This is a genomic window from Leifsonia sp. Ger2509 (genome assembly GCF_055231915.1).
On the sequence record NZ_JBUYVB010000003.1, the window covers coordinates 2,470,513 to 2,490,522 of the forward strand.

At 69.4% G+C, this 20,010-nt stretch carries 19 protein-coding genes; 16 read left to right on the forward strand and 3 right to left on the reverse strand.

Annotated elements, in window-relative coordinates; all coding sequences use genetic code 11:
• The first annotated feature begins 2 nt into the window (after positions 1 to 2).
• The 7 genes from ACV7NN_RS12235 to ACV7NN_RS12265 are packed head-to-tail and all read left to right on the forward strand — an operon-like array spanning position 3 to position 7,943.
• Positions 3 to 968 carry an MBL fold metallo-hydrolase gene (locus ACV7NN_RS12235; protein WP_463349847.1) on the forward strand — a complete coding sequence of 322 codons (966 nt, stop codon included), beginning with the start codon at positions 3 to 5 and terminating at the stop codon, positions 966 to 968.
• A complete protein-coding gene (locus ACV7NN_RS12240; RefSeq protein WP_463349848.1) occupies positions 965 to 2,035 on the forward strand; it encodes a Gfo/Idh/MocA family protein in 1,071 nt (356 codons plus the stop codon). Before ACV7NN_RS12235 ends, ACV7NN_RS12240 begins: the two co-directional genes overlap by 4 nt.
• Positions 2,032 to 3,270, forward strand: a complete 1,239-nt coding sequence (locus ACV7NN_RS12245) for a CaiB/BaiF CoA transferase family protein (protein ID WP_463349849.1) — start codon at positions 2,032 to 2,034, stop codon at positions 3,268 to 3,270. The genes ACV7NN_RS12240 and ACV7NN_RS12245 overlap by 4 nt, the downstream gene beginning before the upstream one ends.
• Positions 3,267 to 4,418: a type 2 periplasmic-binding domain-containing protein gene (locus ACV7NN_RS12250; RefSeq protein WP_463349850.1), complete on the forward strand. Its 1,152-nt coding sequence runs from the start codon at positions 3,267 to 3,269 to the stop codon at positions 4,416 to 4,418. Before ACV7NN_RS12245 ends, ACV7NN_RS12250 begins: the two co-directional genes overlap by 4 nt.
• Positions 4,415 to 5,197 (forward strand): enoyl-CoA hydratase/isomerase family protein, encoded by a 783-nt coding sequence (locus ACV7NN_RS12255; protein ID WP_463349851.1) that lies wholly within the window; start codon positions 4,415 to 4,417, stop codon positions 5,195 to 5,197. Before ACV7NN_RS12250 ends, ACV7NN_RS12255 begins: the two co-directional genes overlap by 4 nt.
• A gap of 42 nt (positions 5,198 to 5,239) precedes the next feature.
• Positions 5,240 to 6,424 carry a fumarylacetoacetate hydrolase family protein gene (locus ACV7NN_RS12260; RefSeq protein ID WP_463349852.1) on the forward strand — a complete coding sequence of 395 codons (1,185 nt, stop codon included), beginning with the start codon at positions 5,240 to 5,242 and terminating at the stop codon, positions 6,422 to 6,424.
• 19 nt (positions 6,425 to 6,443) lie between these two features.
• Positions 6,444 to 7,943 (forward strand): aldehyde dehydrogenase (NADP(+)), encoded by a 1,500-nt coding sequence (locus ACV7NN_RS12265; RefSeq protein WP_463349853.1) that lies wholly within the window; start codon positions 6,444 to 6,446, stop codon positions 7,941 to 7,943.
• 129 nt (positions 7,944 to 8,072) lie between these two features.
• Here ACV7NN_RS12265 and ACV7NN_RS12270 read toward each other — a convergent pair whose 3' ends face one another.
• Complete coding sequence (locus ACV7NN_RS12270) at positions 8,073 to 8,831, reverse strand: SDR family oxidoreductase (RefSeq protein WP_463349854.1); 759 nt, start codon at positions 8,829 to 8,831, stop codon at positions 8,073 to 8,075.
• Complete coding sequence (locus ACV7NN_RS12275; RefSeq protein WP_463349855.1) at positions 8,828 to 9,862, reverse strand: zinc-dependent alcohol dehydrogenase; 1,035 nt, start codon at positions 9,860 to 9,862, stop codon at positions 8,828 to 8,830. Before ACV7NN_RS12275 ends, ACV7NN_RS12270 begins: the two co-directional genes overlap by 4 nt.
• A gap of 130 nt (positions 9,863 to 9,992) precedes the next feature.
• Here ACV7NN_RS12275 and ACV7NN_RS12280 point away from each other — a divergent pair, with 130 nt between their 5' ends.
• Positions 9,993 to 10,964: an aldo/keto reductase gene (locus ACV7NN_RS12280; protein WP_463349856.1), complete on the forward strand. Its 972-nt coding sequence runs from the start codon at positions 9,993 to 9,995 to the stop codon at positions 10,962 to 10,964.
• 4 nt (positions 10,965 to 10,968) lie between these two features.
• Here ACV7NN_RS12280 and ACV7NN_RS12285 read toward each other — a convergent pair whose 3' ends face one another.
• Entirely contained in the window at positions 10,969 to 11,817 is an 849-nt protein-coding gene (locus tag ACV7NN_RS12285; RefSeq protein ID WP_463349857.1) for a FadR/GntR family transcriptional regulator, read from the reverse strand.
• Between the two features lie 53 nt (positions 11,818 to 11,870).
• Here ACV7NN_RS12285 and ACV7NN_RS12290 point away from each other — a divergent pair, with 53 nt between their 5' ends.
• The 8 genes from ACV7NN_RS12290 to ACV7NN_RS12325 all read left to right on the forward strand — a co-directional run bounded on the left by ACV7NN_RS12290 (position 11,871) and on the right by ACV7NN_RS12325 (position 20,010).
• The gene (locus ACV7NN_RS12290) at positions 11,871 to 12,734 is read left to right on the forward strand and encodes an amidohydrolase family protein (protein ID WP_463349858.1); all 864 of its coding nucleotides are present in this window, start codon (positions 11,871 to 11,873) and stop codon (positions 12,732 to 12,734) included.
• A complete protein-coding gene (locus tag ACV7NN_RS12295) occupies positions 12,731 to 13,585 on the forward strand; it encodes a fumarylacetoacetate hydrolase family protein (protein WP_463349859.1) in 855 nt (284 codons plus the stop codon). Before ACV7NN_RS12290 ends, ACV7NN_RS12295 begins: the two co-directional genes overlap by 4 nt.
• Positions 13,582 to 14,343, forward strand: a complete 762-nt coding sequence (locus tag ACV7NN_RS12300; RefSeq protein ID WP_463349860.1) for an SDR family NAD(P)-dependent oxidoreductase — start codon at positions 13,582 to 13,584, stop codon at positions 14,341 to 14,343. The genes ACV7NN_RS12295 and ACV7NN_RS12300 overlap by 4 nt, the downstream gene beginning before the upstream one ends.
• On the forward strand, positions 14,340 to 15,647 hold the full coding sequence (locus ACV7NN_RS12305) for an L-fuconate dehydratase (protein WP_463349861.1): 1,308 nt from the start codon (positions 14,340 to 14,342) through the stop codon (positions 15,645 to 15,647). Before ACV7NN_RS12300 ends, ACV7NN_RS12305 begins: the two co-directional genes overlap by 4 nt.
• A 58-nt stretch (positions 15,648 to 15,705) precedes the next feature.
• The gene (locus ACV7NN_RS12310; protein ID WP_463349862.1) at positions 15,706 to 16,722 is read left to right on the forward strand and encodes a LacI family DNA-binding transcriptional regulator; all 1,017 of its coding nucleotides are present in this window, start codon (positions 15,706 to 15,708) and stop codon (positions 16,720 to 16,722) included.
• 184 nt (positions 16,723 to 16,906) lie between these two features.
• Positions 16,907 to 18,154: an ABC transporter substrate-binding protein gene (locus tag ACV7NN_RS12315; RefSeq protein ID WP_463349863.1), complete on the forward strand. Its 1,248-nt coding sequence runs from the start codon at positions 16,907 to 16,909 to the stop codon at positions 18,152 to 18,154.
• A gap of 4 nt (positions 18,155 to 18,158) precedes the next feature.
• Complete coding sequence (locus tag ACV7NN_RS12320) at positions 18,159 to 19,112, forward strand: carbohydrate ABC transporter permease (protein WP_463349864.1); 954 nt, start codon at positions 18,159 to 18,161, stop codon at positions 19,110 to 19,112.
• A complete protein-coding gene (locus ACV7NN_RS12325; protein ID WP_463349865.1) occupies positions 19,102 to 20,010 on the forward strand; it encodes a carbohydrate ABC transporter permease in 909 nt (302 codons plus the stop codon). The genes ACV7NN_RS12320 and ACV7NN_RS12325 overlap by 11 nt, the downstream gene beginning before the upstream one ends.

The window sequence follows — 20,010 nt, forward strand, 5'->3', positions numbered from 1 at the left end:
GGATGGAGTTGCGCCCCGGGGTGCACCGGATCGTCGCCCCCCTCGGGAACCGTTTCGTCGCACTGCACCTGCTCACCGGCTCGGAAGGGGCCCTGCTGGTCGACACCGGCATCCGCGACTCGATCACCGGGACCTTCCTGCCGTACCTGGACGCGAACGGCATCGACCGCTCGTCGGTTCGCTGGGCGATCAACACCCACTGCGACTACGACCACACCGGGGGCAACGGCGCGCTGAAGGCCGCCATCCCGAGCGTCGAATTGCTGGTCCACGAGCTCGACCGGACGTTCACCGAGGACGTGCAGGCGCTGATCGACGGACGCTACGGAGAGTTCCGCGACTCGGACGGCTTCGACGACCCCGCTGAGACGACCGCGTACCTCCGCTCCGTCTCCGACCTGGTTCCCGTGGACCGAGTCGTCGCCGGCGGCGAGTGGGTCGACCTGGGCGACCGCCGGGTGCAGATCCTTCATGTGCCGGGCCACAGTCCTGGCCATATCGCGGTGCACGACCCGGACAACCGGACCCTGGTCATCGGCGACGCGACCCTCGGCACCACCGTGCCGTTCGCCGACGGGAGCCCCGCGTTCCCGCCGACCTACCGGAACGTCGACCCCTACGTGGAGAGCATCCGGATGTTCCGCTCGCTTGAGGCGACCCTCCTGCTCACCGCGCACTATCCGGTCTACTCGGACGCCGCCGTCGAGGGCTTCCTCAGCGAGAGCGAGGCGTACACGCGACGCATCGACGAGGTCATCGCGGCCGAACTCGCCGCGTTCGGCCGGCCGGCGACGACCCTCGAACTGATCCGCGCCGCCGGGGATCGGCTCGGGCCGTGGGATCCCGACGCGCTCGACTACGCGATCTTCCCGGTCACCGGCAATCTCGAACGGATGGAACGGCACGGCGCCATCCGTTCCGACCTGATCGACGGCCTGCGGCACTGGTCGCGTCTGGATGCGCGATGAACCGGGTGAGGCTGGGCGCCGTCGGCGCGGGCTGGTGGGCGACGAGCAATCACTTCCCGATCTTCGCGGGGCGCGATGATGTCGAACTCGTCGGGGTGTGCGGGATGGGACCTGAGCTGGGCGCGGTTCGCGACCAGTTCGGCTTCGGTTTCGCGACCACGGATTACGACGAACTCCTCGCCGCCGACCTCGACGCGGTGGTGATCGCCACCCCGCACGACCTGCACTACCCCCAGGCCGTCGCGGCGATCGAGCGTGGGATGCACGTCCTCGTCGAGAAGCCCGTCACGCTCTCGGCGGCCGAGGGCTGGGACCTGGCCGCGCGAGTCGACGCGGCCGGGGTCCATTTCCTGGCGCCATACGGCTGGAACTACAAGCCGTTCACGGTCGAGGCCAAACGCCTCGTCGAAGCGGGCGAACTCGGGGAGATCCAGCATGTGCTGTGCCACATGGCCTCGCCGACGCGCGGCCTGTTCGCTGGCGACACGGACGACATCCGCAGCCTCTGGGATTCGAAGACGAGCGGCCCTGCACCGTCGACATGGCAGTCGCCGGAGCACGGCGGCGGGTACGCCCACGGCCAGGTGACGCACTCGTCGGCCCTGCTGTTCTGGCTGACGGGGCTGCGGAGTTCGTCCGTGATCGCGAGGGTCTCGACAGGCGGCGCGAAGGTAGACCTGTTCGATGCGGCCGTCGTCTCGTTCGACGGCGGCGCGATCGGCGCGCTCTCCGGCGCCGCCACGGTTCCGGACGGCGATCCGTACCAGGTGGACATCCGTGTCTTCGGAACCGAAGGGATGCTGCTGGTCGACACCGAACGCGAGCGGGTCTCCCTGCACCGGTACGACGGCAGGAAGTGGGACCTCGAGATCGAGCCCGGCGCCGGCGCCTACGAGTGCATCGTGCCGCCCAACCGGTTCATCGACCTCATCGTCGGCGCGAGCGACGAGAACAACTCCGATGCCGGCGTCGCCGCGCGCTCCGTCGAGCTGATCGACGCGATGATCCGGTCCTCCGTGGCCGGGGGTGCCGAGGTGTCCGTGCACGACATGAAAGGGAACTCATGACGGATCCGACGCCGCCCGCGGAATCGGCGGGGGTGCTGGCCGGGTACCGCGTGATCGACTGCTCGATCGCGATGGCGGGACCGTTCGCCGCCCAGCGTCTGGGCGATCTCGGCGCCGACGTGATCAAGGTGGAACCGACGACCGGCGAATGGCAGCGGCACGCCGCCGCCGGCGGTGCGGCCGGCAACCAGATCAACGTCTCGTTCCTCTCGCTCAACCGCAACAAGCGGTCGGTCGCGCTCGACCTGAAGTCCGCAGACGGCAAGGAGGCGCTGCGCGACCTGGTGCGCGGCGCCGATGTCTTCCTGCAGAACTACCGGCCAGGAGTGGCGGCCCGGCTCGGTGTCGACTACGAGTCGTTGCGCGCGATCAACCCGGGCATCGTCTACGTCTCCATCTCCGGTTACGGTGAGGACGGCCCGTACCGCGACCGGCCCGGCCAGGACCTGCTGCTCCAGGCGATGTCGGGCGCGATGCTCTCGGCGGGGCGCCACGGCGACGAGCCGAGTCCGGCAGGGCAGTACCTCGCGGACGCAGTGACAGCCTCCACAGCGTTCGAGGGCGTGCTCGCCGCGCTGCTCCACCGTGAGCGCACGGGCGAGGGGCAGCTCGTCACGGTCAACATGCTCGATGCCCTGACGACCCTGCAGATGCAGGAGCTCAGCGTGTTCACGGTCGGCCGCAAGACCCAGGAGCGGTCGGAGGAGCCGCACGCCCACGTCTACATCCGCGCCCCGTACGGCATCTTCGCGACGAGCGACGGGTTCGTCGCCCTCGCGTTCGCCGACCTGCACGAGCTGGGGCGCCTCATCGGCGAGCCCGCGTTCGACGGCTGGAACAGCGAGGTCGAGGGGTGGACGCGGCGCGATGAGATCCACGCCCGCACCGCTGCCAAGCTCCGCGAGAAGCCCGCGGGCTACTGGATCGAGACGCTGGGAGCTGCGGGCATCTGGATCGGTCCCGTGCTCGGCTATCAGGAACTGGTCGACGACCCGCAGATCGTGCACAACGGTACGTTCATCGAGTACGACCATCCGACCGAAGGCCACGTCAAGACGCCCGGATTCCCGTACCGCTTCTCGCGCACGCCGGCGCGCCTGTACCGGGGCGCTCCGCTCGTGGGCGAGCACACCCGCGAGGTGCTCGCCGAGGCCGGGCTGAGCGCCGAGCGGATCGACGGGCTCCTCGACAGCGGTGCGGCGAAGGCTCCGGCCCCCGCCCCCGTCGGCACATGACCGCCGCTTTCCGGGGGCTCACGTGGGATCATCCCCGCGGCCGTTCCGCCCTCGAAGCGGCCGCGCGCGTCGCGGTCGCCGACGACGGCGGCCCGCTCATCCACTGGGATGCGCAGCCGCTCGAAGGCTTCGAGTCGACGCCCATCGACGCGCTGGCCGGCGACTACGACGTGATCGTGCTCGACCATCCGCATCTCGGTGACGCGCTCGCCGCCGGCGTGCTCCGGCCGCTCGACGACTGGTTCGATCCGGAGCTCCTGAGCCGCCTCGCCACGGACTGCGTGGGGCCGAGCCACCGGTCCTACGTCGTCGACGGACTCCTGTGGGCGCTTCCGCTCGATGCCGCGACCCAGGTCTCGGTCGCCGTTCCCGGATCGATCCCCGCCATGCCGGACACCTGGCAGGAGGTCGTGGACCTCAGCGCGCAGGTGCCGGTCGCCCTCAGCCTCGCCGGCCCGCACGCTTTCCTGACCATCGCATCGGTGTGCGTCGCGCTCGGCGCGGAGCCGGCCGCCGACTCCGGCGCAGGGTTCGTGTCGAGGGCTGCGGGGATGGAGGCCATCGATCTGCTCGCGCGCATCGCGGCCCGCGCCCAGGACGGCACGGAGTCGCTCAACCCCATCGCTCTTCTCGAGCGGATGCGCGCAGCCGGCGACATCGCGTACCTCCCCCTCGTCTACGGTTACGTGACCTATGCCTCCGGCGCGCGCGCCCTGCGGTTCGGCGACGCACCGGCCGCCGTCGCGGGAGGCCGTCGAGGTTCGACCATCGGCGGAACGGGCATCGCGCTCACGACCCGCTCGGAGCCCGATGCGGCGCTCGTCGACCATCTCGCCCGGCTGCTGGAACCAGCGACGCAAAGCGGTTTCATCCCCGACAACGCAGGGCAGCCGAGCCTGCGCAGCGCGTGGGAGGATGCGCGGGTGAACGCGGCATCCGGCGACTTCTACCGTCGGACCCGATCGACGATCGAGGATGCCTGGGTGCGCCCGCGCGTTCCGGGCTTCGTGCCGTTCCAGGCACGGGCGTCGGCGCTTCTCCGGGACGCGGTACTCGGCCGCGCGGACCCGGCGACCAGCCTCGACCTGGTCGATGAGCTCTACGCTGCGCTGCCGACCACCACCCTCTACGAAAGGACAGGGCGATGATCACGCTCCCCACTGACGAGATCCGGCTCGAGGTCGCCGGCCACGTGGCGACGGTCACCCTGGCGCGCCCGGCGAAGCTCAACTCGGTCACCCCGGAGATGTCGGCCGCGCTGGTCGAGATCATCGAGTGGGCGGACGGCACCGACGAGGTGCGCGCGATCGTCCTCACCGGCGAAGGCGAGCGGGCGTTCAGTGCCGGGTCGGACATCCGCACCCTCGACGCGTACGCGACGCCGTGGGATTTCCGCAACCGCACCGACTACTGCGACGCCATCCGCGCTGCCCGCAAACCCGTGATCGCGGCCATCAACGGGTACGCGTTCGGCGGCGGGCTCGAGACGGCGCTGAGCTGCGACATCCGGCTCGCCTCGACGACGGCGAGCTTCGCGGCTCCCGAGATCAAGCTGGGCTGGATCGGCGGGGGAGGGATGTCGACGTTCCTCGCGCACTCGATCGGCCCGTCGAACGCCGCGGTCATGCTGCTCACCGGCGACCCCATCGACGCCGGCACTGCGCTGCGGTGGGGCCTGGTCAGCGAGCTCGTGGAGCCGGGGATGCTCGTTGCGCGCGCACAGAGACTCGCCGCCGTGATCGCCGAACGGCCGCCGATCGCCGCCGAGACGGCCAAAGCGAACCTGCGCGCGGCCTACAACATGACGCAGGATGAAGCCATACGTTACGAACGCGACCTGCAGACGGTGACGTTTGCGACGGACGATGCCGCCGAGGGCCGCGCCGCGTTCGCCGAGAAGCGCGCCGGCGTGTTCCACCGGCGCTGAGCCCGAGTTGCCTTCGATCCGCCCACTTCCCAAGGAGAATCCATGAGCACGCCCTGGCCGCCGACAGCGGCGGACGTCCTCCCGGCCGACGGCTACGCCGGGACACTGGCTGGGCGGGTCTGGCTCCCCGAGGCCGGCGGGCCCGCGGTCGTCGCGGTGCGCGAGGACGGGGTGTTCGACGTCACAGCGACGTTCGCCACGATGAGCGCCCTCGCCGAGACGAGCGACCCGGCCGCCGCACTCGCGGCCGGCACGGGCTCCTTCGTGGGCACCATCGACGACCTCCTCGCCAACACGCCGCCCGAGACGCGCGACCCGTCCCGGCCCTGGCTCCTCTCGCCGATCGACGTGCAGGTCGTGAAGGCCGCGGGAGTGACCTTCCCGCTCTCGATGCTCGAGCGGGTGATCGAGGAACGCGCCCGGGGCGACCTGGAGCAGGCGGCACGGCTCCGTGCCGAGATCACGACGACGATCGGCGGGTCGCTCGCCACCCTCCGGCCCGGGTCGCCGCAGGCGGCGGCGCTCAAAGAGTTGCTCATCGAGCGGGGCTCCTGGAGCCAGTACCTCGAGGTGGGCATCGGCCCGGACGCCGAGGTCTTCACGAAGGCGCCCGTCCTCTCGACGGTCGGCACCGGCGTGGATGTCGGCGTCTACCGGGGATCGCACTGGAACAATCCGGAGCCCGAGGTCGTGCTGGTGGTCGCGTCGGACGGCCGGATCGTCGGGGCGAGCCTCGGCAACGACGTCAACCTGCGCGACATCGAGGGCCGAAGCGCGCTCCTGCTCGGGAAGGCGAAGGACAACAACGCCTCCGCGTCGGTCGGGCCGTTCATCCGCCTCTTCGATTCCGGCTTCGGACTCGACGAGCTGCGCACCTCCGTCGTCGGGCTGACCATCGACGGCGAGGACGGCTTCCACCTCGACGGGACCAGCGAGCTCGCGCAGATCAGCCGCGACCCGGTCGACCTGGTCGGCCAGGTGGTCGGAGCCCACCACCAGTACCCCGACGGCTTCGTGCTGTACCTGGGAACGATGTTCGCCCCTGTCGACGACCGCGATGCGCCCGGCCGTGGTTTCACGCACAAGCCCGGGGACATCGTGCGGATCTCCGAAGCGCGCCTGGGCGGACTCGTCAACCGGGTCGGCGCCGCCGACGAGGTCGAACCGTGGACGTTCGGGGTCGACGCCCTCTACCGCAACCTCGCCGCCCGCGGCCTGCTCCACTGAAACCGATCGGAGACCATCCATGCTGACAACGACCGACCCGCGCACCCGCGAAGCGCGTCCGGCTGGGATCGACGCGACGGATGCGGCCGGTGTCGCCACCGTCGTGACCGCAGCTGAACGTGCGTTCACCGAGACCCGCTGGAGCACGCGGGACTGGCGTGCCGGCCTGCTCGAAGCGGTCGCGGACGCACTCGAGCTGCACCGCGAGGAGCTCGTCGAGGTGGCCGACCGCGAGACCGGCCTCGGCGCGGGGCGGCTCACCGGCGAGGTCGGGCGAAGCGCATTCCAGTTCCGGCTGTTCGCTGAAGCGGTGCGGGAGGGCAGCTACGTGGAGGCGACGATCGACCACGCGGTGACGACAGAGCTGGGCCCGCAGCCGGAGATCCGCCGCATGCTCGTGCCGATCGGGCCGGTGGCCGTCTTCGGTTCGAGCAACTTCCCGTTCGCGTTCTCGGTGGCGGGTGGCGACACCGCCTCCGCGCTCGCCGGGGGGAACACCGTCGTGCTCAAAGCCCACGGTTCCCACCTGGAGACCTCGCGCAGGAGTTTCGAGGTCATCGCGGATGCGGTGGCCGGCTACGGCGCGCCCGCCGGCATCATCGGCATCGTCTACGGAACCGAGGCCGGTCGCGTGCTCGTCGCCGATCCGCGCATCCGGGCGGTCGGATTCACCGGTTCGCTGACGGCCGGTCGCGCCCTGATCGACATCATCAACGATCGCGACGAGCCGATCCCGTTCTACGGCGAGCTCTCCAGCCTCAACCCTCTCGTGGTCACGCCGCAGGCGGCCGGGGCGCGTGCCGACGGGATCGCGGAAGGCCTGTTCGCCTCCTACACGCTGGGCGCGGGCCAGTTCTGCACCAAGCCGGGCGTCGCCTTCGTGCCGGGCGGAGCCGACGGCGACCGGATCGTCGCAGGGCTCGTGGAACGGACGACGGAGGCGAACGCGCAGGTGCTGCTCAACGAGCGCATCGCTACCTCCTTCGGGGTCATCCGCGACCAGCTCATCGCAGCGGGCGCCGCCCGGATCGCGGTCGCGGGGGGCGTCGACCCGACGGGCTTCCGTGCCTCGCCGACGGTCCTCGCCCTGGACGCCGCCGACCTCTCCCCCGCTGTCGCCGAGGAGGCGTTCGGCCCGCTCGTCGTCGTTGTCCGCTATGACGACCTCGCAGACGTGTACGCGGCCCTCGACGCCGTTCCGGATTCGCTCACCGCCACCATCCACCACGAGCCGGACGAACCGATCGACGAGCTCGTGCGGGAGCTCTCCCCACGCGCCGGGCGCATCGTGTTCAACGGCTACCCGACCGGAGTGCGTGTCTCGTGGGGCCAGCACCACGGCGGGACGTGGCCGTCGACCAACTCGCAGCACACCTCGGTCGGGGTGAGCGCGATCCGCCGGTTCCTGCGCCCGATCGCGTTCCAGGGGGCTCCGGCGGACGTGCTGCCGAGCGAACTCCGCGACGAGAACGCCGGCGGCATTCCGCGACGGGTGGATGGACGGCTCAGCCTCGGCTGAGGCCACTCCGCCGCGCCCCGAGAGTGGCCGTTCCGGACGAGCGCGTCAGGCGTAGCAGGCACTCTCGGCCGGAGCTGGCCCTCTCGCGGCCGCAACCTGTAAGCGGGCGTGCCGCCGTCGGCCTGAGCGTCACCGCCCGAGCCAGCCCCCATCGACCGGGAGCACGATGCCCGAGACGTAGTCGGAGGCCGGCGAAGCCAGGAACACGGTCGCCCCCGCCAGATCGCCGGCGGTCCCCCACCGGCCGGCCGGGATGCGCTCAACGATCGCGTTCGAGCGCTCGGGATCCGATCGCAGCGCGGCTGTGTTGTCGGTGGCGATGTATCCCGGCGCGATGGCGTTGACGTTCACGCCGCGTGCCGTCCACTCGTTCGAGAGAGCCTTGACCAGCCCGGAGATCCCGGACTTGGCCGCCGCGTACCCGGGAACGTTGATGCCGCCCTGGAAGCTGAGCAGGCTCGCGGTGAAGATGATCTTCCCCCGGCCGCGTTCGAGCATCCCGTGTGCGAGCGCCTGGGTGAGCACGAACTGGCTCGATAGGTTGACGGCGATGACGCGGTCCCAGAGGTCGAGGGCGTGCTGCTGCGCGGGCTGCCGTTCGATCGTGCCCGCGTTGTTGACGAGGATGTCGACCCCGCGGTCGCGAAGATCGGCTCCCAGCGCGACCACCGCATCGCGATCGGCGAAGTCGACGGCGCGGGCTTCGAACGACCGTCCGTGCGCGGCGACGGCCTCGCCGATCGCGCTCCCTTCGACGGGGATGCTCGAACTCACCGCGATGATGTCCGCGCCGGCGGCCGCGAGCGCCTCCGCCATGGCGAAGCCGATACCCCGGCTGGCACCGGTGACGACCGCGAGAGAGCCGGTGAGGTCGAAGAGCCCGCTCATCGGCTCTCGTCCTGCCCCGCCTGCACGTCGACCAGGACCTTCATCGCCCGCGCGCTCTCGAGGTCGTCGAACGCTGCACGGGTCTGCGCGAGCGGCACGATCGTGGTGATCAGCACATCCGTCGGAATCGTGCCGTCGGCGACAAGTTCGACGGCGCGCTCGAAGTCGGTCCGCTGGTAGACGCGGGCGCCGAGGATGCGCAGCTCGCGCCAGAAGAGGCGCTGCAGGTCGATCTCGCGCGGTGTGGGGTGGATGGCCACGATCACGAGGGTGCCACGGACCTTGGCCAGCGCAGTGGCGCCGAGCACGGCGGAAGCAGCACCGGACACTTCGAAGACGACGTCGGCCCCTGCGCCGTTCGTCCACGACTCCACCCAGGCGACCTGGTCGGTTCCCCGCGGATCGACGGTCTCGAACCCCAGCGCCGCGACCTGGGCGCGTCGCTGCGGGTCGAGTTCGATGACGGCGACATCGGCGCCGAAAGCACGGGCGACCGTGGCGATCAGCAGGCCGATCGGCCCGCCCCCGATCACGACAGCCTTGTCGCCGGCCACGAGTTCGGATCGCCGGACGTCGTGCACGGCCACCGCGACCGGCTCGACGAGGGCGCCGGCGTCGAGCGCCACCCCGTCGGGGAGCGCGACGAGCGTCTCGGCGGGAACGTTCCACAGCGCCTGAAGGGCCCCGGGGGAGTCGATCCCGATGAAGTCGAGGTTCTGGCAGATGTGCTGGTTGCCGGCCAGGCAGGCGGGGCAGGTGCCGTCCCAGTCGAGCGGCATGACGGTGACGGGCTGCCCGACCACCCAGCCGGAGACGCCAGAACCCAGCGCGGCGATGGTGCCGCTCATCTCGTGACCGAACACGAGCGGCTTCGTGACACGCGCATCCATGTTGCCGTGCAGCACGTGAAGGTCCGTCCCGCAGAGGCCGACGTAGGCGACCCGGAGCTGCACCTGGCCCGGGCCGGGTGGTGCCGGCTCGGCTTCGAGGATGGCGATCGTCGAGTTGCCGGTGTAGGCGGCGGTCAGCATTGAGCCTCCAGGTTTCAGCCGTTGGTCAAACCAATTTCGTCAGAACGGGTCCATTCTCGCAGATTTATGGCGATCCGGCGACTGTTTGGTCTAACCTTTAGAAAGTCGTTTTTCACTGGAGGTCTTCTCGATGCTGAGCCGTAGCCTGCGATCCGCTCTGTCCCTGACAGAGCTCGGGATGGGTGCCGCCCAGCTCGGCAACCTGTTCCGCGAGACCACCGACGACGAGGCCGCGGCGGCCGTCGACGCGGCATGGGATGCGGGCATCCGCTACTTCGACACCGCACCCCACTATGGGCTCGGCCTCTCCGAACGCCGCCTCGGCGCCGCACTCGCGTCCCGCCCGCGCGACGAATTCGTACTGTCCACGAAGGTCGGCCGCCTGCTCGTGCCGAGCGGCTACCCCGAAGGCACGATGGACGACGACGGATTCGCGGTGCCCGCGACCCTGAAACGGCAGTGGGACTTCAGCCGGAACGGCATCCGCCGCTCCATCCACGAAAGCCTCGAACGGCTCGGCCTCGACCGCATCGACATCGCCTACCTGCACGACCCCGACGAGTTCGGCCCCCAGGCGCACGCCGAAGCGATCCCCGCTCTGATCGAGCTCCGCGACGAGGGCGTGCTCCGGGCGGTGGGCGCCGGGATGAACCAGTCGGCGATGCCCGCGGAGTTCGTTCGCCGCCACGACATCGACGTGATCATGCTGGCCGGGCGCTACACCCTGCTCGAGCAGGGCGCGCTCGACGACCTGCTGCCGCTCGCCGAGGAGCGCGGGGTCGGCATCGTGGCCGCCGCCGTCTACAACTCCGGCCTGCTCGCCTCCGCCCGGCCGCCTGCGGACGCCGTCTACAACTACGCGCAGGCGCCCGCGGAGATCATCGCCCGCGCGAACGCGCTCGCTGACGTGTGCGAAGAGTTCGGCGTCACACTCCCCGAGGCGGCAATCGCCTTCCCGCTCCGTCATCCGGCCGTCGTGTCCGTCGTGATCGGCCTGCGGACCGCGGAGCAGGTCGCCGACACGGCACGACGCTACGAGGCCCGCATCCCGGAGGGGTTCTGGACGGCGCTCGCCGAGCGCGAGCTGGTGCGCAGTGCCTGACGGGTCACTGCGCCGAGTCGCCGCCGGGTGCCACTCCGCCTCGCGCGGTCCCGGGCGCATCCGTGACGTCCGCGTCCGTGACGTCCGCATCCGTGACGTCCGCATCCGGGAGACCCGCCTGGCCGAGCTCCGCGAGGTGCGCCGCCGTGAACTCCTCGACGCCCAGCACGTGCACGCTCATGCGGATGCGCGCCCGGTCGGGGTCGCGCGCGACCAGCGCCTCGAGGATCGCGCGGTGCTCCCGCTGGGTGGTCTCGACCGCCCCCTGCTGGTGGATGGCCCGCCACAGTCGCGCACGCGCCGTGCGTCCCACGAGGGCTTCGATGATCGCCGCGAACGCCGGGTTGCCGCTGGCGCGTGCGATCAGACTGTGGAAGTCGGTGTCCACATCGATCGTCGCGTCGAGGTCGAGGTCGGCGTCGCCGTCGAGGAGGCGCTGGCCGGTAGCCAGGATGCGCTCCGCCTCCGCGAGGTCCGCATCCGTCATCCGCACGGCAGCGTGGGCCGCCGCCTCCGGTTCGAGAACGCGGCGGACGCCGAGCATGTGCACGCTGTCCTCCGGGCTCTGCAGCTCGGTGAGCATCCCGAGCGGTTCCAGCAGCTGGCCGGGGCCGAGCGAGGTCACGTACGTACCGTCGCCTTGGCGGGTCTCGAGCACGCCGAGGATGACGAGCGCGCGCACCCCTTCGCGCAGCGGCCCACGGGACACGCCGAGCAGTCCGCTCAGCTCCCGTTCGGCGGGCAGCCGCGAACCTGCAACGAGCCGGCCGCTGGTGATCATGTCCCGGATGCCGTCGATCACGACGTTCGAGCGGGAGCGGGGCGGGATGCCGTCCGTTGCGTCTGTTGCCATGCGCACAGCTTAGGAGTCGTCAGACCAATTCGCGCTACCCAGGGAGAAGCCGCATGAACGGGATCATCGACGCTCACCAGCACGTCTGGGATCTGGAGCGGGCCGAGTACAGCTGGCTCGGCCCCGAATCCGGGCCGCTCTACCGCACCTTCGGGCTGGCGGAGGTTCTGCCGGAAATGCGGGCGGTGGGAGTCACCGGAACCGTGCTCGTCCAGGCCGCCGACAACGATGACGACACCGACCACATGTTCGACGTCGCCCGGCAGAACGACATCGTCGTCGGTGTCGTCGCTCACCTCCCCCTCGACGACCCGGACCGGGCCGCGGTGCGGCTGGCCGAATTGCAGCGCGAGCCGCTGTTCTGCGGCGTCCGCGCCCTCATCCACGACCGCGCCGACCCGCATTACCTGCGGCGCGACGACGTGGACGCCACGCTCGGCCTCCTGGAAGACGCGGGCGTCCCGTTCGATGTCGTCGGGGTCCTCCCCGAGCACCTGCGGGCCGTCCTGGCGATCTCGGAACGGCATCCGCGCCTCAAGATGGTGCTCGACCATCTCAACAAGCCGCCGATCGGTGCATCCGACCGGGAACCGTGGGCCTCGCTGATCGGCGACGTCGCAGCGAATCCGCTCGTCCACGGCAAGGTCTCCGGGCTGTATTCGGCTGTGGGTCAGCCCGGAGACTGGACGGTCGCGTCGATCCGCCCGATCTTCGACCGCGCGCTCGACGTGTTCGGCGCGGACCGGCTGATGTACGGCGGCGACTGGCCGGTGTCGCTGATCGCCGGCGGCTACACCCGTGTATGGCACGGCATCGAAGAACTCCTGGCCGGCCTGCCCGCGGTCGACCGGCAGGCCATCCTCTCGGACACCGCCCGCTCCTTCTACCAGCTCGACAACCGGAAAGGCAACGCATGACCGAACAGTTCACCCTCGCCCGCCTCGGCGCTCCCGGCGAGGAGATCCCCGTGGTGCGCCACGGGAACCGCACCCTCGACGCGCGCTCCGTCGCATCCGATTTCGACCCGGCGTTCTTCGCGTCGGACGGGCTCGCCCGGATCGCGGATGCGCTCAGCACACTCCCCGAATTCGACGCGGGCACCCTCCGCGTCGGCCCCCCCATCGGCCGACCGGGGAAGATCGTCTGCATCGGCCTCAACTACAGCGACCATGCCGAGGAGACCGGGCAGGCCGCCCCCGCGGAGCCCGTCGTCTTCATGAAGGACCCGTCGACACTGGTCGGACCATTCGACGATGTCCTCATCCCGCGCGGATCGACGAAGACCGACTGGGAGGTCGAGCTCGCCGTCGTGATCGGGTCGACCGCCCGCTACCTCGAATCCCCCGAGGAAGCCCTCGCCCACGTCGCCGGCTACGCCGTCTCGAACGACGTGTCGGAGCGCGAATACCAGCTCGAACGCGGCGGCCAGTGGGACAAAGGCAAGAGCTGCGAGACCTTCAACCCGTTCGGTCCCGACCTGGTTCCGGCCGCCCAGGTCGCCGACCCGCAGCAGCTCGGCCTGCGCCTCTGGGTCAACGGCGAGGTGCGGCAGGACGGCACGACCGCGAACATGCTCTTCTCGGTCGCCCACGTCGTCTGGTACCTCAGCCAGTTCATGGTGCTGCACCCCGGTGACGTGATCAACACGGGCACGCCTGCCGGCGTCGCGCTCGGCATCCCGGGCAACCCGTACCTGCGCGCGGGCGACGTCGTCGAGCTCGAGATCGACGGGCTCGGACGCGCACGCCAGGGGATGGTGCAGGCGTGAGCGACTTCGAAGGACTCGTCGCCGTCGTCACCGGCGGCGCTTCCGGAATCGGCCTGGCCACGGCAGAGACCCTGGCGGCCCGCGGGGCCAGGGTCGCTGTGCTTGACCGTGCGACCGAGTCGGTGCGCCATCCGCTCGTGGCGTTCGAGGCCGACGTGACCGACCGCGCCAGCGTCCAGCGCGCCATCGCATCGGTCGGCAAGGCGTTCGGCCGCATCGACGTCGTCGTCAACAACGCCGGGATCAGCGCCGTCGGCACCGTCGAAGAGAACGACGACGCCGAGTGGGCGCACGTGCTCGATGTGAACGTCACCGGGATGGCGCGGGTCACAGCCGCAGCACTGCCCTGGCTGCGGCAGTCACCGTCCGCGGCGATCGTCAACCTGTGCTCGATCGCCGCACTGAACGGTCTTCCGCAGCGCGCACTGTACGGGGCATCGAAGGGCGCGGTGCTCGCGCTCACGTACGCGATGGCGACCGACCACATCGCCGAAGGGATCCGCGTCAACTGCGTGAGCCCCGCCACCGTTGCGACGCCGTTCGTCGAGCGCATGCTCGAAGGGTTCGCCGACCCGGTGGCCGAGCGGGCCGCCCTGGATGCGCGCCAGGCCACCGGACGCATGGTGCAGCCGAAGGAGGTCGCGGATGCGATCGCGTTCCTGGCGAGCCCGCTCTCGGGGTCCGTCACCGGTACGGCACTCGAAGTCGATGGCGGAATGACGCACCTGCGCGTCCGGCCGGCAGGCGAGCGCAAGTGACGACGATCACCGCCGTCGACGTCTACGACCTGCGGTTCCCCACCTCACTCACCGCTGACGGCTCCGATGCGATGAACAAGGACGCCGACTACTCCGCGGCCTACGTCGTGCTGCGCACGGATTCCCCGGATGTGCAGGGCTACGGCTTCACGTTCACCATCGGGCGCGGCAACGACATCTGCGTGCTCGCGGCCGAGCAGCGCGCACAACCGCTGATCGGCCGCGACGTCGACGAACTCGTCGGCGACCTCGGCGGCATCTACCGCGAATTGAAGTCGGACTCCCAGCTGCGCTGGCTCGGACCCGAGAAGGGCGTCGAGCATCTCGCGCTCGCCGCCGTCATGAACGCGCTCTGGGATCTCGCTGCGCGGCGGGCCGGGAAGCCGTTGTGGCGGTTGCTCGCCGACCTGACACCCGAGCAATTGGTCGATGTGGCCGACCTGCAATACCTCTCGGATGTTCTCACGCGCGACGAGGCGATCGCGATGCTGGCCGAGCTGGAACCGACGCGCGGTGCGCGGATCGCCGAGCTCGAAGCATCCGGCTACCCCTGCTACACGACCAGCGCGGGCTGGCTCGGATACTCGGACGAGAAGCTCCGTCGGCTGTGCCAGGAGGCGGTGGATGCGGGCTACCGCCACATCAAACTGAAGGTCGGTGCGAACCTCGAGGAGGACATCCGCCGCTGCCGCATCGCACGCGAGGTCATCGGGTGGGATGCGGACCTGATGATCGACGCCAACCAGGTGTGGGATGTTCCGGAGGCCATCGACTGGGTCAGCGCCCTCGCCCAGTTCGAGCCGCTCTGGATCGAGGAGCCGACCAGCCCGGACGACGTGCTCGGGCACGCCGCCATCCGCCGGGCGGTCGCCCCGATCGGCGTCGCGACCGGGGAGCACGGCATGAACCGCGTGCTCTTCAAGCAACTGTTCCAGGCGGAGGCGATCGACTTCTGCCAGCTCGATTCCGCCCGTCTCGCGAGCATCAACGAGATCCTCGCGGTCTACCTGATGGCCAGGAAGTTCGACGTGCCCGTCTGCCCGCACGCCGGCGGTGTCGGCCTTTGCGAGCTCGTGCAGCACCTCTCGGTGTTCGACTACGTCGCGGTCTCCGGAACGCTCGAGAACAGGGTGACCGAGTACGTCGACCACCTGCACGAGCACTTCGTCGACCCGTGCATCGTCGAGAACGGCGCCTACGTGCTGCCGTCGCAGCCCGGCTACAGCGCGCAGATCCACGAGACGACGCTCGGGGAGTTCGCGTATCCGGGTGGGGTGTACTGGCGCGGGGTGCTGGGCGGCTGACGTGCACCTGAAATACCCGCCGCTGGTATAGCGTTGCGTCCGTTCGGAAGGAGGAACGATGGCAGACGGATCGAGGCAGGCGCCCTCGCGGCCCACGCTGAAGACCGTGGCGCGCGAAGCGGGTGTCTCCACGACAACGGTCTCGTTCGTCCTCTCGGGCCGCGACGCCGGCATCAGCGAGGCGACGGCGGAGCGCGTCCACGAAGCGGTCCGGCGCCTCGGCTACTACCCGAACAGTTCCGCCCGGGCCGTCCGCACGGGGCGCACCGGCCTGGTGATGCTGTCGCTGAACATGCTGAGCGACCCGTGGTCGCTCGCGCTGGCGGATGCGGTCAACTCGGCCGCCAAGGCCGCCGGCCTCACGACGATGATCCTCGCCGACGGCGACTGGTTCTCTGCCCTCGAGCTCCAGCGGGCGGATGTCGCCTACATCGGTCTCGGTCCGGACCGTGCTGAGGATGATCGCAGGCTCGCGACGATGGTGGAACGCGGCCAGAAGGTCGTCGTCTTCGACGAGTCGATCGACCCGAAGGGCTTCGACGTCATCCGCTCGAAGTCGCTTCCCGGCTGCCGGATCGCCGTCGATCATCTCCTCGAACGGCACACCGAGATCGCCTGCCTCACGTCGCGAGTGAACGTGAACAACTCGCCGTCGCGCCTGACCGTCTACCGTGACGCGCTCGCGGATGCCGGACTCGTGGTGCGCGAGGACCGCATCGGTGTCTACGAGGAGACGCAGGCCGAGGCGTACGCCGTGGCACTGGACCTGCTCTCGGCGCCCGACCGACCGACCGCGATCTATGCGACGACCGACTTCGCCGCCATCGCGGTCATCAACGCCGCGCACCGCCTCGGCATCCGGGTGCCCGAGGACGTCGCGGTCATCGGCGTCGGCAACACCCCGGATGCGGGACTCACCGAGCCTGCGCTCTCGACGGTCGGCCCGATCGACCAGTTCGCGCGGGTGGCCGACATCCTCGTCAGGCGGGCCCTCGAGGGTCCGGGCGAGGTCGGGAAGGGCGAGCTCCACGAGTTCGACTGGACGCTGATCGAACGGGAGTCGACCCGCCGCTGAAGCCAACGCTCGGTGTTCGCCCGGCATCCGTGCGGCGGTTCCGAGGCCCGCTCACAGCGATTGATCACTTCGCGCAATCAGAGTGATCGATATTTGCCTTTACTTGCAAAGTACTGTTACTTAATCGATTTAGTAATTCTGTTCAGCACCGCCGCAATCACACGCAACGATCAAAGGAGATCCAATGCAGCGACGTACCATCCGCGCCATCGGAGCGGGAGTGGCCATCGCGGCCCTCGGGCTCGTGGGCCTCACTGCCTGCTCGAGTGCATCGAGTTCGAACGAGAAGGTCTCGCTGACCTACGGCATCTGGGACAAGAACCAGGAGCCCGCGATGCAGCAGATCATCACCGACTTCGAGAAGCAGAACCCCAACATCTCGGTCACGATCGAACTGACCCCCAACGCCGACTACTGGACGAAGCTGCAGACGGCGGCCACGGCCGGAACCGCGCCCGACGTCTTCTGGATGAACGGACCGAACTTCCAGCTCTACGCGTCCAACGGCCAGCTCGCACCGCTCGACAACGTGAAGACCAGCGACTACCCGAAGGCGCTCGTCGACCTCTACTCCTACCAGGGCAAGGTCTACGGAGCTCCGAAGGACTTCGACACCGTCGGCGTCTGGTACAACAAGAAGCTCTTCGACGCCGCGGGCGTCGCCTACCCCAAGGCCGGCTGGACCTGGGACGACATGAAGGCCGACGCCAAGGCGCTGACGGGCAAGACGCCCGGCACCTTCGGCATCGCAGCACCGCCGTACGGCCAGGAGAACTTCTACGACACCGTGGCGCAGGCCGGCGGCTACATCGTCAGCCCCGACGGCAAGAAGTCCGGCTACGACGACCCCAAGACGATCGAGGGCGTCAAATTCTGGGTCGACCTGGTCAAGGCCAAGGAATCCCCCACGCTCCAGCAGATGACCGACACCTACTCGGCCGACCTCTTCACCTCCGGGAAGGTCGCGATGTACTGGGCCGGATCGTGGAACCCGGGCGCATTCGCCAAGTCGTCGATCGCGAGCAACATCGACGTCGCCCCGCTGCCGCAGGGCCCGGTGAGCAACCAGTCGATCATGCACGGCCTCGGAAACGTCGTCTCCGCCAAGAGCGCGCACATCGATGCTGCGAAGAAGTTCGCCGCCTACGCCAGCGGCAAGACGGCTGCGGATGTCATGGCCAAGTCCGGCGCGGTCATCCCCGCCTTCAACGGCAGCCAGGACCTGTGGGTCAAGTCCCTGCCGAACTTCAACCTCCAGGCCTACATGGATGAGGTCAAGACGGCCGTCGCCTACCCGGTGTCGAAGAACACGGCAGCGTGGAACACCGACGAGACCGCTGAGATGACGAAGATCTGGACCGGGTCGGTTGACGTCGAGACGGGACTGAAGGACCTCGCCGCGAAGATGAACGCGGACCTCGCCAAGGAATAACGACGTGTCACAGTCATCGACGATGACGCGGACCCAGGTGCCGGGGGCGACCCCGGCACCTGCGGCCCGGCGTCGCAAGCCGCTGCGGGACTCCGCCTGGTGGGCGCTGCTGTTCGTGGGCCCCACGGCCCTCGGTCTGATCGCGTTCTACTTCTGGCCGATCCTCCGCACCGGCTACATGTCCCTCACCACCACGGGCGCCTTCGGCGGCGAGACGTGGGTGGGCTTCGCGAATTTCGTCCAGCTCTTCAACACCCCCGACCTGCTCAACGCAGCAGGCAACTCCGCCCTGTACACGTGCGTGGCTCTCCTCGGCATCCCGCTCGCGATCGTCATCGCCAGCCTGATGAACACACCGAACCTGAAGGGCCGCAGCCTCTACCGCGTGCTCTACTTCATCCCTGTCGTCACCATGCCGGCCGCGATCGCCCTCGTCTGGACGTTCATCTACAACGGCGACTACGGCGTCCTGAACCAGGCGCTCCACCTGTTCGGGATCCAGGGGACGAGCTGGCTCGCCAACCCGTCGACCGCCCTTCTGGCCGTCGCCGTGGTCGGCATCTGGGCGACCCTCGGCACGAACATCGTGATCTTCGTGGCCGGGCTTCAAGGCATCCCCACGTCGCTCTACGAAGCGGCCAGCCTCGACGGAGCGGGCCCGATCCGCCGTTTCTTCTCCGTCACGCTCCCGCTCTTGAGCCCGAGCGTCTTCTTCGTCAGCGTGATCACCGTGATCGGCGCGCTGCAGGTCTTCGACCTGCTCTACGTCATGATCCCCACGGGGAGCCCGGCCAAGCAGGCGACGATGACGATCGTCTCCCTCTTCTATGAGACCGGCTTCATCCGCAACCAGCGCGGCCTCGCCGCAGCGATCGCGCTCGTGCTGATGGTCATCATCCTGGTCCTCACCGCCATCCAGTTCCGGCTCCAGCGCAGATGGGTTCACTATGAGTACTGAGTCGACCCTCACCCGCGAGCCCGCTCGCGCGAGGGAGTCCACAGCACCCGCCACGGGCGCCGCCACGGTGCGACGCACACGCCGTGTTCGGCAGCCCTGGGTCGTCCACGTCCTGCTGATCGCCGGCGCCGTGGTCATGATCTTCCCGTTCGTCTGGGAACTGCTCACCGCGTTCAAGACCTTCGACGGGGCGCACGCCGTGCCGCCGCAGATCATCCCGAGCCCCTGGGACTTCGGCAATTTCGCCAAGGTGCTCGCCTCGCTTCCGTTCGTCTCGATGCTGACGAACTCCGTACTGCTCACGCTCGGCCGCGTCGCGGGCCAAGTCGTGCTCTGCACGATGGCCGGCTACGCGTTCGCACGCCTGCGGTTCCCCGGCCGGACGCCGATCTTCATCGCGTTCCTGTCGGTGCTGATGGTCCCGTCGCAGCTCTTCCTGCTCCCGCAGTTCGAGCTCATCCTCCATCTCGGCTGGACGAACAGCCTCACCGCTCTGATCGTGCCCGGCATGTTCAGTGCGTTCGGATGCTTCCTCATGCGCCAGTTCTTCATGGCGCTCCCCAACGAACTCGAGGAGGCGGCCCGCGTCGACGGCGCGAACCCGTGGCAGGTCTTCTACAAGGTGATGCTGCCCCTCGCGAAGCCCGGCATCATCGCGCTCGCCGTGTTCACCGCGCTGTGGTCGTGGAACGACCTGCTGTGGCCGCTCGTCGTGACGTCGGACCCCGCCAAGGAGCCACTCACCGTCGGGATGGCCCAGCTCATCGGCCTGCACTTCACCGACTTCCCCGTATTGATGGCAGCGGCCCTGATGGCCTGCCTGCCGATGCTCCTCACATTCGCCATCCTTCAGCGCCAGTTCATCCAGGGCATCGCGCTGACGGGCACGAAAGGATAG

What these genes read in the sequence shown, in the direction of transcription:
- ACV7NN_RS12290 (WP_463349858.1), top strand. Translation starts at nt 11,871, where the DNA reads ATGAACGGGATCATCGACGCTCACCAGCACGTCTGGGATCTGGAGCGG.
- ACV7NN_RS12235 (WP_463349847.1), top strand. Translation starts at nt 3, where the DNA reads ATGGAGTTGCGCCCCGGGGTGCACCGGATCGTCGCCCCCCTCGGGAAC.
- ACV7NN_RS12275 (WP_463349855.1), bottom strand. Translation starts at nt 9,862, where the DNA reads ATGCTGACCGCCGCCTACACCGGCAACTCGACGATCGCCATCCTCGAA.
- ACV7NN_RS12240 (WP_463349848.1), top strand. Translation starts at nt 965, where the DNA reads ATGAACCGGGTGAGGCTGGGCGCCGTCGGCGCGGGCTGGTGGGCGACG.
- ACV7NN_RS12295 (WP_463349859.1), top strand. Translation starts at nt 12,731, where the DNA reads ATGACCGAACAGTTCACCCTCGCCCGCCTCGGCGCTCCCGGCGAGGAG.
- ACV7NN_RS12250 (WP_463349850.1), top strand. Translation starts at nt 3,267, where the DNA reads ATGACCGCCGCTTTCCGGGGGCTCACGTGGGATCATCCCCGCGGCCGT.
- ACV7NN_RS12255 (WP_463349851.1), top strand. Translation starts at nt 4,415, where the DNA reads ATGATCACGCTCCCCACTGACGAGATCCGGCTCGAGGTCGCCGGCCAC.
- ACV7NN_RS12270 (WP_463349854.1), bottom strand. Translation starts at nt 8,831, where the DNA reads ATGAGCGGGCTCTTCGACCTCACCGGCTCTCTCGCGGTCGTCACCGGT.
- ACV7NN_RS12285 (WP_463349857.1), bottom strand. Translation starts at nt 11,817, where the DNA reads ATGGCAACAGACGCAACGGACGGCATCCCGCCCCGCTCCCGCTCGAAC.
- ACV7NN_RS12265 (WP_463349853.1), top strand. Translation starts at nt 6,444, where the DNA reads ATGCTGACAACGACCGACCCGCGCACCCGCGAAGCGCGTCCGGCTGGG.
- ACV7NN_RS12310 (WP_463349862.1), top strand. Translation starts at nt 15,706, where the DNA reads ATGGCAGACGGATCGAGGCAGGCGCCCTCGCGGCCCACGCTGAAGACC.
- ACV7NN_RS12315 (WP_463349863.1), top strand. Translation starts at nt 16,907, where the DNA reads ATGCAGCGACGTACCATCCGCGCCATCGGAGCGGGAGTGGCCATCGCG.
- ACV7NN_RS12280 (WP_463349856.1), top strand. Translation starts at nt 9,993, where the DNA reads ATGCTGAGCCGTAGCCTGCGATCCGCTCTGTCCCTGACAGAGCTCGGG.
- ACV7NN_RS12325 (WP_463349865.1), top strand. Translation starts at nt 19,102, where the DNA reads ATGAGTACTGAGTCGACCCTCACCCGCGAGCCCGCTCGCGCGAGGGAG.
- ACV7NN_RS12260 (WP_463349852.1), top strand. Translation starts at nt 5,240, where the DNA reads ATGAGCACGCCCTGGCCGCCGACAGCGGCGGACGTCCTCCCGGCCGAC.
- ACV7NN_RS12245 (WP_463349849.1), top strand. Translation starts at nt 2,032, where the DNA reads ATGACGGATCCGACGCCGCCCGCGGAATCGGCGGGGGTGCTGGCCGGG.